This window comes from Pseudomonas sp. B21-051 (assembly GCF_024748795.1).
Lineage (GTDB): Bacteria > Pseudomonadota > Gammaproteobacteria > Pseudomonadales > Pseudomonadaceae > Aquipseudomonas > Aquipseudomonas putida_A.
On the sequence record NZ_CP087166.1, the window covers coordinates 2,815,387 to 2,828,142 of the forward strand.

At 58.7% G+C, this 12,756-nt stretch carries 10 protein-coding genes and 1 pseudogene; 6 read left to right on the forward strand and 5 right to left on the reverse strand.

Annotation, left to right across the window (positions count from 1 at the left end):
* Positions 1-63: 63 nt before the first annotated feature.
* Both LOY52_RS12610 and LOY52_RS12615 read right to left on the reverse strand, forming a co-directional pair.
* Positions 64-1,251 carry an MFS transporter gene (locus LOY52_RS12610; RefSeq protein ID WP_258679688.1) on the reverse strand — a complete coding sequence of 396 codons (1,188 nt, stop codon included), beginning with the start codon at positions 1,249-1,251 and terminating at the stop codon, positions 64-66.
* A gap of 215 nt (positions 1,252-1,466) precedes the next feature.
* Positions 1,467-3,053, reverse strand: a complete 1,587-nt coding sequence (locus tag LOY52_RS12615) for an ABC-F family ATPase (protein WP_027612713.1) — start codon at positions 3,051-3,053, stop codon at positions 1,467-1,469.
* A gap of 390 nt (positions 3,054-3,443) precedes the next feature.
* Between LOY52_RS12615 and lpxO the strand changes: the two genes are divergently transcribed.
* Entirely contained in the window at positions 3,444-4,343 is a 900-nt protein-coding gene (gene lpxO, locus LOY52_RS12620) for a lipid A hydroxylase LpxO (protein ID WP_027612715.1), read from the forward strand.
* A 135-nt stretch (positions 4,344-4,478) separates the two neighbouring features.
* Here lpxO and LOY52_RS12625 read toward each other — a convergent pair whose 3' ends face one another.
* Positions 4,479-5,351 (reverse strand): Ku protein, encoded by an 873-nt coding sequence (locus tag LOY52_RS12625; protein WP_258679689.1) that lies wholly within the window; start codon positions 5,349-5,351, stop codon positions 4,479-4,481.
* 189 nt (positions 5,352-5,540) lie between these two features.
* Here LOY52_RS12625 and LOY52_RS12630 point away from each other — a divergent pair, with 189 nt between their 5' ends.
* Positions 5,541-5,882, forward strand: a complete 342-nt coding sequence (locus tag LOY52_RS12630) for a hypothetical protein (protein WP_258679690.1) — start codon at positions 5,541-5,543, stop codon at positions 5,880-5,882.
* A gap of 52 nt (positions 5,883-5,934) precedes the next feature.
* Positions 5,935-7,080, forward strand: coding sequence for a PQQ-dependent sugar dehydrogenase (locus LOY52_RS12635; protein WP_258679691.1), 1,146 nt, complete (start codon positions 5,935-5,937; stop codon positions 7,078-7,080).
* 129 nt (positions 7,081-7,209) lie between these two features.
* On the opposite strand, the gene LOY52_RS12640 is transcribed toward LOY52_RS12635, so the two are convergent.
* The gene (locus tag LOY52_RS12640; RefSeq protein WP_258679692.1) at positions 7,210-8,328 is read right to left on the reverse strand and encodes a peptidase C39 family protein; all 1,119 of its coding nucleotides are present in this window, start codon (positions 8,326-8,328) and stop codon (positions 7,210-7,212) included.
* 92 nt (positions 8,329-8,420) lie between these two features.
* On the opposite strand from LOY52_RS12640, the gene LOY52_RS12645 reads away from it, so the two are divergent.
* Together LOY52_RS12645 and LOY52_RS12650 are read left to right on the forward strand one after the other, a co-directional pair.
* Positions 8,421-9,995 (forward strand): RimK family protein, encoded by a 1,575-nt coding sequence (locus LOY52_RS12645; RefSeq protein ID WP_258679693.1) that lies wholly within the window; start codon positions 8,421-8,423, stop codon positions 9,993-9,995.
* Positions 9,996-10,002: 7 nt separating this feature from the next.
* Entirely contained in the window at positions 10,003-10,926 is a 924-nt protein-coding gene (locus LOY52_RS12650) for a magnesium transporter CorA family protein (RefSeq protein WP_258679694.1), read from the forward strand.
* Between the two features lie 146 nt (positions 10,927-11,072).
* Here the strand turns inward: LOY52_RS12650 and LOY52_RS12655 are convergent, their stop codons facing one another.
* The gene (locus tag LOY52_RS12655; protein WP_258679695.1) at positions 11,073-11,408 is read right to left on the reverse strand and encodes a DUF2834 domain-containing protein; all 336 of its coding nucleotides are present in this window, start codon (positions 11,406-11,408) and stop codon (positions 11,073-11,075) included.
* 350 nt (positions 11,409-11,758) lie between these two features.
* On the opposite strand from LOY52_RS12655, the pseudogene ilvA reads away from it, so the two are divergent.
* Positions 11,759-12,754 (forward strand): annotated as a pseudogene (ilvA, locus tag LOY52_RS12660) (threonine ammonia-lyase, biosynthetic); the annotation flags it as partial.
* Positions 12,755-12,756: the final 2 nt, after the last annotated feature.

The following is a 12,756-nucleotide window of genomic DNA, read 5'->3' on the forward strand; positions in this document are numbered from 1 at the left end:
CTACAAAAATCGAGTGTAGGAGCTGCCGAAGGCTGCGATCTTTTGATCTTTTGATTTGGTCTTTCAGCTCATCGCCCGGCGCTTGAGCACCAAGGTCAACCCCAGCCCGATCACCGACAACAGCGCCGCGCTGAAGAAAATCCACGCATACCCCAGATTCAACGCCACTGCGCCCATCAACGGCCCGGCAATCGCCAGCGCCAGATCAAAGAACACCGCATAAGCCCCCAACCCCGAGCCACGGCTGGAACTGGGCACCTGCTTGATCGCCTCGACCCCCAGCGCCGGATACACCAGCGACAAGCCAAATCCCGCCAGTCCCGCGCCGATCAACGCGAACGCGGTAGTGGGCGCCAGCCACAGCAACACCAGGCCGACGGTCTCGATGCTCATGCAGGCGATCGCCGAATTGAAGCCGCCAAAACGGCTGATCGCCGAAATGAACAGCAGCCGCGACACGATGAAACACACGCCGAACACCGTCAGGCAATACGCGGCGCCGCTCCAGCCTCGGTTGAGATAATAAAGGGTGATGAAGGTGGTCAGCGTGCCGTAACCGATCGACGCCAGACTCAAACTGGCCCCATACGGTGCAATCCGCCCGAACACCGCCCAAAAAGGCAGCCGTTCGCCGCGTACCACCGGCACCGAAGGTTTATTGCGGATCAACACCAAGGCGCCCACGGCCAATACCGACAAGGCGATGCCCAGGCTGGCAAAGCCGTAGTCGGCGACCATCACCACGCCCAATGGCGCGCCAATCGCAATAGCGCCATAGGAGGCAATGCCGTTCCAGCCGATCGACCTTGCCGTGTGTTCGACACCGACCTGGCCCATGCACCAGCTGATGGTGCCGACGCCGATCAGGCCCTGTGCAACGCCGAGCAGCAATCGACCGATGATCAGAATGATCAGGCTCGGCAACGGAAAGTCCTGCAACAGCGTCGAAATCAGCGTCAGCAGCCCGCTGAGCACGATTCCCGACAAGCCATAAACAATCGCCCGTTTGGTGCCCAGCGTATCCGACATGCGCCCGGCCATCGGCCGACTGAGCAGGGTGGCCAGATACTGCGAGCCGATCACCAGCCCTGCAATAATGGCGCTGAAACCCAGCTGTTCATGCACATAACCGGGCAACACCGCGATCGGCAGGCCGATGCACAGGAAGGCGACAAAGGTGTAAAACACGATGGAGACGATCTGCAGGGTGATCGCCAGGGAGCTTTGCGGAGGCGGTTGCTGCGCAGACATGTGGACTCGTTCGCGGGCGGCGGTGGGAGAGTGGGCATCATGGCTGGGTACTGGAATAAAAGGAAGCAGGCTAACTATTTTTCCTGGAGTCGGTGGTGTTTTCGAGGGCCTCTTCGCGAGCAGCACAAAATCACTATCCCTTGAAATGCAAAAAGCCCCGTCACAAAGACGGGGCTTTTATCATGCAGCTAACAGCTCAATACTCGAAGCTGCTCTTAGAACACCACACCCTGACTACGCAGGTAGTCATCGTAAGTGCCGCTGAAGTCAGTCACGCCGTTGGCGCTCAGTTCGATGATGCGCGTGGCCAGGGACGATACGAACTCACGGTCGTGGCTGACGAAGATCAGCGTGCCCGGGTAGTTTTCCAGCGCCAGGTTCAGCGCCTCGATCGATTCCATGTCCAGGTGGTTGGTCGGTTCGTCCATGATCAGTACGTTCGGTTTTTGCAGGATCAGCTTGCCGAACAGCATGCGGCCTTGCTCACCACCGGAAATCACTTTGACCGACTTGAGGATCTCGTCGTTGGAGAACAGCATGCGGCCCAAAGTACCGCGAATCATCTGCTCGCCCTGCGTCCACTGACCCATCCAGTCGAACAGCGTCACGTCGTCTTCGAAGTCGTGCGCATGGTCCTGAGCGTAGTAGCCCAGTTCCGCGGCGTCGGTCCACTTGACGCTACCGGCATCCGGGGTCAGTTCGTTGACCAGGGTACGCAGCAGGGTGGTTTTGCCGATACCGTTCGGACCGATGATCGCTACGCGCTCGCCGGCTTCAACCTGGAAGCTGAAGTCTTTGAACAGCGGCTTGCCGTCGAAACCTTTGGCCATTTTTTCGACCATGACCGCCTGGCGGTGCAGCTTTTTGTTCTGCTCGAAGCGGATGAACGGGCTGACGCGGCTGGAAGGCTTGACTTCGGCCAGCTGGATCTTGTCGATCGCCTTTGCGCGGGAAGTGGCCTGTTTGGCTTTCGAGGCGTTGGCCGAGAAGCGGCTGACGAACGATTGCAGCTCGGAAATCTGCGCTTTCTTCTTGGCGTTGTCCGACAGCAGTTGCTCGCGGGACTGGGTCGCCACGGTCATGTACTCGTCGTAGTTGCCCGGGAACAGGCGCAGCTCGCCGTAATCCAGGTCAGCCATGTGCGTGCACACGCTGTTCAGGAAGTGACGGTCGTGAGAGATGATGATCATCAGGCTGTTACGCTGGGTCAGAACGTTTTCCAGCCAGCGAATGGTGTTGATGTCCAGGTGGTTGGTCGGTTCGTCAAGCAACAGCACTTCCGGATCGGAGAACAGCGCCTGCGCCAGCAATACGCGCAGTTTCCAGCCTGGCGAGACTTCGCTCATCGGGCCGAAATGCTGTTCCAGCGGAATACCCAGACCCAGCAGCAGTTCACCGGCGCGGGATTCGGCGGTGTAGCCGTCCATCTCGGCGAACTCGGTTTCCAGCTCGGCCACGGCCATGCCGTCTTCTTCGCTCATTTCCGCCAGCGAGTAGATGCGATCGCGCTCGGCCTTGACCTTCCACAGCTCTTCGTGACCCATGATCACGGTATCGATCACGGTGAATTCTTCGTAGGCGAACTGGTCCTGGCGCAATTTACCCAGACGCACGTTCGGCTCAAGCATGACCTGACCGCCGGACGGATCGAGGTCGCCGCCGAGGATTTTCATGAAGGTCGACTTGCCGCAACCGTTGGCCCCGATCAGACCGTAGCGGTTGCCCGCGCCGAATTTGACCGAAACGTTTTCGAAGAGCGGCTTGGCGCCGAACTGCATCGTGATGTTAGCTGTAGAAATCAAAGGTTTTTCCTGCGAAGCATTCTGAGTAGCGAGGGTGCGGCTGGAGCGCTTGGCCCGAGTCAAAGTGCGCTGAAGCGGGACAGTCCCGTCATCAACCAAGGGGGGCGCGTAAAGTTTGGCGGCGATTGTACTGGTCTGGCTCTTTAAACGATAGGGCGATGACGTCGCGCCTGCTGTTTGGCAGATTCAGCGGACAGTTTTTCACAGATCAGGTTCACTATTGGTTACAAAGTATGGCTAAAATGCCCTCCGATTACCCAATAGCCGCTAACGGCATGGGCTCAAGGAAGTGCCACCGGGACAGTATTTGTATTCATGCCACTGCATCAGACCCTGGGCCTCCGGCCGGCAGGCGCGCAGTTTGTTCACTTTTGACGTGTGACGATTTCCGTGAAACTCATCATTGCCGCTATTTATGTCATTTCGATTGCATACGTTCACCTTCGTGGACGTGTGCGTCACAAACTGGGCCGTCAACTGAGCGATCACTCGACGTTTCTGGCCCCGATCAACTGCTTCCTGTACCTGTTTTCGAAGAAGCCGAACAAGCCGTATCTCGATCCTTCGGAGTTTCCGGACCTGAGCCCGTTGCAGGCGCATTGGGAAGAAATTCGCCAGGAAGGGCAGGATTTGCTGCGCGCCGGTGAGATCAAGCGCTCGAATCAGTACGATGACGTTGGTTTCAACTCGTTTTTCAAAAGCGGCTGGAAGCGTTTCTATCTGAAATGGTATGGCGAGAGCCATCCGTCGGCGATGAAACTGTGCCCGCGCACTACCGAACTGGTGCAGAGCATCGGTTCGATCAAGGCGGCGATGTTCGCCGAGCTGCCACCGGGGTCGAAACTGGTTCGCCACCGTGACCCGTATGCCGGTTCGTACCGCTACCACCTGGGTCTCGACACGCCGAACGACGCCGGTTGCTACATCAATGTCGACGGCGAGAGCTACCATTGGCGCGACGGTGAAGCAGTGATGTTTGACGAGACTTACATCCACTACGCCGAAAACACTACTGACAAAAACCGAATCATCCTGTTCTGCGACATCGAGCGCCCGATGAAATATCGCTGGGCGGCAGCGTTCAACAGCTGGTTCAGCCGTACCGTGATGTCGGCGGCCGGTGCGCCGAACGACGCGGGTGACCGCACTGGTGGGATCAACCGCCTGTTTACCAAAATCTACAAAGTTCGCCTGCGTGGTAAAGAGCTGAAAAAGCGTAATCGCGCGCGCTACTACATGGAAAAGTGGGCGATCTTTGGCGGTTTGCTTGCGATCTTCATTTTGATCTGAACGGTGTATCGCGGCTGTTTATGCCATCCCCAGCGGGCTGGCTCCTACAGTGGAATTCCAACTGTGTGGAGCCACCTGCTGGCGATGAGTCTCTCAAAGCCAACCTGTCAGCTTCCTGACAGGAACCGCATCTGATTACGCCCCCGAAGCCTTTTTGGTCTTTTTCGCCGGGGCTGCCTTGCTGGCAGGCTTGTCTTTTGCCTTCGCTTTGGCCGGCGCTTTACCGCCCAGACTGCGTTTAAGCAACTCGGTCAAGTCGATCACATCGGCAGACTTGCGCTCCTCCTCGCCACCCACGGTCTCGACATCCTCGATCTTGCCTTCATGGGCCTTTTTCTCGACCAGGGCCATGATCTTGTCTTCAAACTCGTCCTTGTAATCTTCCGGGTTCCAGTCGCCGCTCATGTCCTGCACCAGACGTTTAGCCATGTCCAACTCGCCCTTGGCCAGTTGCGGTTTGGTCACTTCGCTGCCCAGTTCCAATTCGTCGAGGCCGCGCACTTCCTGCGGCCAGCGCAGTTTGACCAGCACCAGCGCCGATTCCAGTGGCATCAGTGCCGCCAGATATTGCCGAGTGTGCAGGACGACGCGGGCGAGGGCGACCTTGTTGGTTTTGCTCAATGTTTCACGCAGCAACGCGTAGACCTTGCCGCCGCGTTTGTCCGGCGCCAGATAATAAGGCGTGTCGATGTTCTGCAGCGGGATCTGCTCGGCATCGACGAAGGAGAAAATGTCGATGGTCTGTGTCGACACCGGGTGCGCCGAGCGGATCTCTTCCTCGCTGAGCACTACGTAGCGGCCCTTTTCATAGGCCACACCTTTGACAATGTGCTCCTTGGTGACTTCCTTGCCGGTGACCTTGTTCACCCGTTTGTAGCCCACCGGATCCATGCTGCGGCTATCGAGCCAGTCAAAGTCCACGCCGTGCGAAGAGGTTGCCGACACCAGCGCGACAGGGATGTGTACCAGTCCGAAACTGATCGCGCCTTTCCAGATTGCCCGAGCCATGGTGAGTTCTCCAAGTGATGATCAGGTGACCTGTGGCGCAGTGCGAAAGTTTCCAGCATTTGCGTAGCTCGCGGCGTTGCCGGTCAAGCCGTGTTACATCTTGTTTAAGGGCAACGGGTTAACAAATCCGAACCCGGGGCGTAGCGTGGACTCGAAGGCTCTATCACCTGTGCATCGAGAGGCCACCCCATGAACCGAATACTGCCAGGCATTATCATTTCGCTCCTTGGGGCCGGTCTGGCGCATGCCGACGTCGCGGCACCGTCCGCGCCGCTATTGCTGGCGCAAAGTCCCACCGGCACCAACAACAATCCCTACAACAGCCCGATCCGCCGGGCCAATCCCAACAGCATGCAGGGCACGCAGCCCAGCGCGCCGACGATTCACGGGCCGAATACAGTGCCGGCGCCCAGTACGCCCACCGTTGGCAACGGCGGGATTGGCAATGGCCAGCAGCAACGCTCGGTACCGAGTACGCCGCCCAGATTCATCCCCAACCCACCGCCACGCGATGGAGACAGCAACCGTTGAACGGCGGGACCGCGTCCCTGTCAGCCTTTGAAACGAACAAAAGGAATCGTGCATGTTGCGTAAAACCTTTCTAGCCACGCTGTGCGCCGGCGCGCTGATCAGCGCTCCAGCTTTCGCCGCTGCTCCACAAGAGCTGCAAAGCGAGCAGGGCACCCTTGAAGTCACCACGATTACTCAAGGCCTTCAGCACCCTTGGGCGCTGGCGTTTCTGCCGGATCGTCAGGGGATGCTGGTGACCGAGCGGCCGGGCAACCTGCGGGTGATTACTGCCGACGGCAAGCGTTCCGAACCCATCAGTGGTGTGCCGAAGGTCTGGGCCAAGGGCCAGGGTGGTTTGCTCGATGTGGTGCTGTCGCCGGACTTCAAACAGGATCGACTGGTGTACCTGTCCTACGCCGAGGGCGGTGGCGCCGGGGACAAGGCCGGTACGGCGGTGGGGCGTGGGCGGCTGTCGGATGACCTGAAGACGATCAGCGATTTCAAGGTGATCTTCCGCCAGGAGCCGAAACTCTCGACCGGCAACCACTTCGGCTCACGACTGGTGTTCGACCGCGACGGTTATCTGTTCATCACCTTGGGCGAAAACAACGACCGACCGACTGCGCAGGATCTCGACAAGCTGCAAGGCAAGGTCGTGCGGATCTTCCCCGACGGCAAGGTGCCGGATGACAACCCGTTCGTAGGCCAGTCAGGCGTGCGTCCGGAGATCTGGTCTTACGGCCAGCGCAATCCGCAGGGCGCGGCGCTCAATCCATGGAATGGCACTATCTGGGAAAACGAACACGGCCCCCGTGGCGGCGATGAGGTGAACATCATCGAGCGCGGCAAGAACTACGGTTGGCCGCTGGCGACCCACGGCATCAACTATTCGCTGCAACCGATCCCGGAAGCCAAGGGCAAGAGTGTCGAGGGTGCGGTTGATCCGCACCATGTCTGGGAGAAATCTCCCGGTGTTTCCGGCATGGCGTTCTATGATGCTGATCGCTTCAAGCCTTGGCAGCAGAACCTGTTTATCGGTGCGCTGGTCAGTCAGGAGCTCATTCGCTTGCAGTTTGACGGGGACAAGGTGGTGCACGAGGAGCGGCTGCTGGGTGAGCTGAAACAGCGGATTCGTGATGTGCGGCAGGGGCCGGATGGCTATCTGTACGTGCTGACGGATGAGCAGAACGGTGCGCTCTACAAGATCGGCCTGAAATAATTTCCGTTCAAATGTTCACGGATGTCCTGTGGCGAGGGAGCTTGCTCCCGCTGGGTTGCGCAGCAGCCCCAACATCTTGTAGCGCTACGCACTCATGCGGGAGCAAGCTCCCTCGCCACAAAAAAGCCTCTAGAGCGTAACGATAGTTGGCGTAGCGCGAGCATACAAAACCACCGCCGCCCGCAATTTCCCACGCCCAAACCGGCTCATCTTCTCAAACTCGCCATGGCTGACCGGCAGGTGTTGGCAGTCCATCGGCTGACGATGCTGGCTGTGATCGACATCCGGATCGTGCAGATAAACGAAGTCTTCATCGCAGTCGGTCACCATGACCCAATGCGGTGATTTGGAGCGGGTCAGGCGATAGCTGCTGATCAGCACCAGAGGCTGTCCGCCAGCCTGTAACAACTTCGGCAAATCCAGGTGGGTGCCAATTTGCCGATCGATGTCGGTTTCGTGCATTTGCGCAGTGAACTCCTCGTGCACCAGGCGCATGACGTCTTTTTTATGCTCATCGCGCACGCCATCGAGAAACAACGGTCCGGCCATACTCAGTTGTAGACGCACCCCAAACCCCCGTCGCCAGGCCGCCAGTGCCAAGCCCTGGGGGCTGCAGCCACCATGGCCGGAGGTCATGAACACCGTGGTCGCTTCACGCCAGATCTGCAATTCCTCACGCCGCTCCAGCAAGCGCTCAGGTTGCAGCGCGCCCATGGCCATCAGCAGACAGGCCGGGCCACAGGTGAACTCAGTGGTTTGCGGGTAATAGGGCACCTTGATGTTGCGCGAATCACGGTGCTGAACAATGCGCTTTTCCAGGCGCAACGCATCGGCGTGGTCTTCATAGTAATCATGAATCAACGCAAAGCGTCGGTAGCCGTTGCGCTCGTAAAGCGCGATGGCGTTGGGGTTGTCGATACGCACTTCAAGGCGCAGGTACGCGCAGTCATGCTCGACGGCGCAGGCCTCGATACGTTGCAACAACTGCTTCCCCAAACCGCTGCCGCGAGCTTCGCCGGCAATGGCGATCGAGTACAGGCGCGCCAGCGAGGTGCCGCGATGAAACAGCACCAGTGCGTAGCCGAGCAATCGACCGTCAAGCTCGGCCACCAGCAATTGCGCGTGGGCGCGAGTGATCATCCATTGAAAGCTGCGGCTGGTGAGCCGGTCGGTGGTGAAACATTGTATTTCCAGGGCCAGCAGCGCTGGCAGATCTTCAACTACCGCCAAACGAAAAACAGCATTCATATGACCACCGTAAAAGTTGCGTAACGAAACGAGACTTTCGAAAAACTTCGTGCTTAATAGAAATGGTCTTGTTCTCCAACGGATCAATCTCTATGTCAGCGGTACAGGGTCATTGGCGCGAAGTATCCGAGCAAAGTTTGCCGGCGGCAACTTTTTTAAATCCAGCCATCAGAACTTCCAGTCAAGTGTTGATTATCGTCGAACGCAAGGAAGACTGGGCTTCGTACTTTCCCAGCGAGGACATCGTCACGGCTCAGGAATACCTCGAGCAAACCCGTTACAGCGAGCCGGGCAAGCGGGTGCAGGTGATCAATCTGTGCCGCAGCTACAAGTACCTGGGGCACGGTTACTACTGCTCGCTACTGGCTGAAGCCCGAGGCCACAAGGTGATTCCATCGGTGCGTACCATCAGCGAGCTGACGAAAAAATCGCTTTACGGCCTGGCACTGGATGACCTCGATAAAACCCTGGAAAAAGCCCTCAGTCATCACCTTTACAGCGATACCGAAGGTTTTACCCTGACACTTTACTTCGGCAAGACCCATATCGAGCCGCTGCAGGATCTGGCTCGACAGTTGTTCGAAGTGTTCCCGTGCCCGATTCTTTTAGTTGAGTTTCGGCGAACTAACGGTTGGCACATCGAAGGCATAAAGTCCGGCGCGCTGCACAAGTTGCGCGACGATCAGGAAGATCAGTTCGCCAATGCGCTGGACGGCTTCAGCCGTAAAGTCTGGCGGGCACCACGCTCGCCACAAGTGGCGCGTTACGACCTGGCGATCCTGCACGATCCGCAGGAAGCCTTGCCGCCATCCAACGCCAAGGCACTGGAGAATTTCGTGCGGGTCGGCAAGCGCATGGGCATCGACGTCGAACTGATCGAACGCAAGGATTACGCGCGGATCGCCGAGTACGACGGCTTGCTGATCCGCGAGACCACCAGCGTCGACAACCACACCTATCGCTTTGCAAAAAAAGCCGAGAGCGAAGGGCTGGTGGTCATGGACGACCCGACGTCGATCCTGCGCTGCACCAACAAGGTCTACCTGACCGACCTGCTCAACAGCCATCAACTGGGCATGCCCGCCACCGAAATTCTCTACAAGGAACGACCGGAAGACTTCGAACGGGTCGGCGAACGCCTCGGTTTTCCGCTGGTTTTGAAAATCCCTGACGGTTGTTTTTCTCGCGGAGTGATCAAAGTCGAAAGTCAGCAGGCGCTGCTGGAGGCCACCGCCGAACTGTTCGAACACTCGGTGTTGCTGCTGGCTCAGGAGTTTTTCTACACCGAATACGACTGGCGCATCGGCGTGCTCAACCGCAAACCGATCTTCGCCTGCCAGTACTTCATGTCCAAGGGCCACTGGCAAATCTACAACCACAAGGCCAAGGGGCAGGACATCAACGGCGAGTGCCGCACCCTGGCCGTTCACGAGGCGCCGCGAGCGGTAGTGGAACTGGCAGTGAAGACCGCCAACCTGATCGGCGATGGTCTTTACGGTGTGGACCTGAAACAGGCCGGCGATAAAGTGGTGGTAATCGAGGTCAACGATAACCCGAACCTCGACGCCGGTATTGAAGACGCCTACTTGCAGGACGATCTGTATTCACTGGTGCTGGAGGAGTTCGTCCGACGGCTGGAGCTCAAACGTCGCGGCCAGGCCTGGTGACGCGCCGATGATCAGCAGTTTCGCATTGAGTCATGGCGCGTTGCAGCGGGTCGAGCGGCTGGACGCCGAGGTGATGTTGTTCAGCAACCCCGATGCGGCCGAGCGCGATTTGCTGCACAGCCACTACAAGGTCGACGAACACGCGTTGGCCTCGGCGCTGGACCCGGACGAAGTCTCGCGAATCGAGTTTCACCCTGATCATTTATTCCTGATCTGGAAACGTCCGGAAAACTATTCCGGCGGTGGCAGCCTGGCGTTTGAGGTGTCGTCCTGCGGCCTGCTGTTTGCTCCCGGGCAACTGCTGGTGATCGCCACCGACGACACGCCGCTGCACGGCATCGGCACCCGCCAGCCGCTCAACGCGCCGCTGGATGTGTTGCTCGATTTGCTGTTCAACAACATCCACCATTACCTCGGCCACCTCAAGGTGATCAAACTGGTGGCCCGCGAGCTGCAACAGAAATTCAACGCCTCGATGCAGAACCAGCACCTGGTGCAGATGTTCAACCTCAGCGAAAGCCTGATCTATTACATCAACGCTTTGCACAGCAACGGCGCGGTGCTGACGCGGCTGCGCAATCATGCGGAAAAACAGCATTTCGGCAGTGAAGCGCTGGGGTTGATCGACGACCTGATCATCGAAAACAACCAGTGCTACAAACAGGCGGAGATCTACTCCACGGTGTTCTCGGGGCTGATCGATGCTCGCGGCAATCTGATGAACAACAGCATGAACAATCTGCTGCGCAAGCTGACGTTGATCAACGTGGTCTTTCTGCCGTTGAACCTGATCGCCAGTATTGGCGGGATGTCGGAGTTCAGCATGATGACGGCGGGCACGCCGTGGTGGATTTCCTACCCGGTGTTTTTGGTGGTGATGTTGCTGGGGGCAGGGGGGATGTTGTTTGGGTTGCGGCGGCTGGCCAAGTGATCTGTTGTGACTTGGCCGACGCCTTCGCGAGCAAGCTCGCTCCCACAGTGGATTGCGGGTTGGCACGGGATCTGTGCCTGATACAAATCCCTTGTGGGAGCGGGCTTGCTCGCGAAAGCTATTTCAGCAGCACCGGAGGCTCAGGATCAGCCCGCTGGATCTAGCACAATCACTTTCCGGCGCTCCCGAACCCCACGCACCACCAGATACAACAACGGCCCGATCGACACAAACACTGCCGTCAGCAACAGATATGGCACCACCGACCAGACCGACATCCCCCTCGCCCGTGCATCCTTGACCATCCACACCCCGGCCAGCGTCGCCAGCAGATACAGATCAATCACCACCTGCGCTGTGTCCGGGCGCGACATCAGGCTGATGCCGAAGTCGATCAACGACTGTTCGGCCTGGAGCATCACCGATACGGTGTAGCCGGTAAACGCAATCAACGCAGTGAGGGGCAGGGCGACAGACATCATGCATTCCTTCCTTGGGTGATGAGCAGAATCGCCAGCCTACCTTGGCATCCGCAAATAAGCCATTGACTCGCTGGTCGCCGCCGGGCTAATTTCAGGCCCATGACTTCCACTGGATTGCGCTGCCAGCCAAGCATTATTACCGCCATTCCTTATTTGGCGGGCTAGCTCACGACTGCAGCACCCAACCCGCCCTAGAGGCGGGTTTTCATTTTCTGTCTCCGGGGTTTTGACAACGATGGCTCCCTGTAGGAGCTGCCGAAGGCTGCGATCTTTTGATCTTGCTTTGGATTTGAGAAATACAAAGTCAAAAGATCGCAGCCTTCGGCAGCTCCTACACAGAGCGCCCGGAGATGACGATGAAATACAGCCCCGACCAGCAAGCCCTGCTTGAGCAGTACGTGAAAAAGATCCTCGCCGCGCCGGTCTACGACATTGCCGTGCGCACCCCGTTGCAAGCGGCGCCGGCGCTGTCCGAGGCGTTGGGCAATCGGGTCCTGCTCAAGCGCGAAGACCTGCAACCGACGTTCTCCTTCAAGATCCGTGGCGCCTACAACAAGCTGGTGCAACTGAGCGATGCGCAGAAATCGCGCGGGGTGATCACCGCTTCGGCGGGCAACCATGCGCAGGGCGTAGCGCTGGCGGCGCGGGAGCTGGGAATCGCGGCGACCATCGTAATGCCCTCGACCACGCCGGAACTCAAAGTGCTTGGGGTGCGAAGTCGGGGTGCCGAGGCGCTGCTGCACGGCGAGAGTTTTCCGTTTGCCCTGGCCCATGCGCTGCAACTGGCCGAGCAGACCGGGCGCACCTTTGTCTCGCCTTTCGATGATCCGGACGTGATTGCCGGCCAGGGCACGGTAGCCATGGAAATCCTCCGTCAGCATCAGGGGCCGCTGGATGCGATCTTCGTTCCGGTCGGTGGGGGCGGCCTGATCGCCGGCATCGCGGCTTACGTCAAATACCTACGGCCGGAGGTGCGGATCATCGGCGTCGAATCGGAGCACTCGGCCTGCCTGCAGGCAGCACTGCAAGCGGATGCGCGGGTGGTGCTGCCCAGTGTCGGTACGTTCGCCGATGGCGTGGCCGTGGCACAGATAGGCGTCTATGGTTTTGAGGTGTGCCGGTTTTGCGTGGACGAGGTGGTCACTGTCAGCAATGACGAGCTGTGCGCGGCGATCAAGAATATCTACGACGATACCCGCTCGATCACCGAGCCTTCCGGGGCATTGGCGGTGGCCGGGATAAAGCAATACGTGGGACGCAGCGGTGTTCGCGGGCAGACCTTCGTCGCGATCGACTCCGGCGCGAATATCAACTTCGACAGCCTGCGCCATGTCGCCGAGCGCGCCGC

Excerpts from the sequence above, each read along its gene's own strand:
- LOY52_RS12610 (WP_258679688.1), bottom strand. The coding sequence starts at position 1,251 with ATGTCTGCGCAGCAACCGCCTCCGCAAAGCTCCCTGGCGATCACCCTG.
- LOY52_RS12625 (WP_258679689.1), bottom strand. The coding sequence starts at position 5,351 with ATGGCTCGGGCAATCTGGAAAGGCGCGATCAGTTTCGGACTGGTACAC.
- LOY52_RS12630 (WP_258679690.1), top strand. The coding sequence starts at position 5,541 with ATGAACCGAATACTGCCAGGCATTATCATTTCGCTCCTTGGGGCCGGT.
- LOY52_RS12635 (WP_258679691.1), top strand. The coding sequence starts at position 5,935 with ATGTTGCGTAAAACCTTTCTAGCCACGCTGTGCGCCGGCGCGCTGATC.
- LOY52_RS12640 (WP_258679692.1), bottom strand. The coding sequence starts at position 8,328 with ATGAATGCTGTTTTTCGTTTGGCGGTAGTTGAAGATCTGCCAGCGCTG.
- LOY52_RS12645 (WP_258679693.1), top strand. The coding sequence starts at position 8,421 with ATGTCAGCGGTACAGGGTCATTGGCGCGAAGTATCCGAGCAAAGTTTG.
- LOY52_RS12650 (WP_258679694.1), top strand. The coding sequence starts at position 10,003 with ATGATCAGCAGTTTCGCATTGAGTCATGGCGCGTTGCAGCGGGTCGAG.
- LOY52_RS12655 (WP_258679695.1), bottom strand. The coding sequence starts at position 11,408 with ATGATGTCTGTCGCCCTGCCCCTCACTGCGTTGATTGCGTTTACCGGC.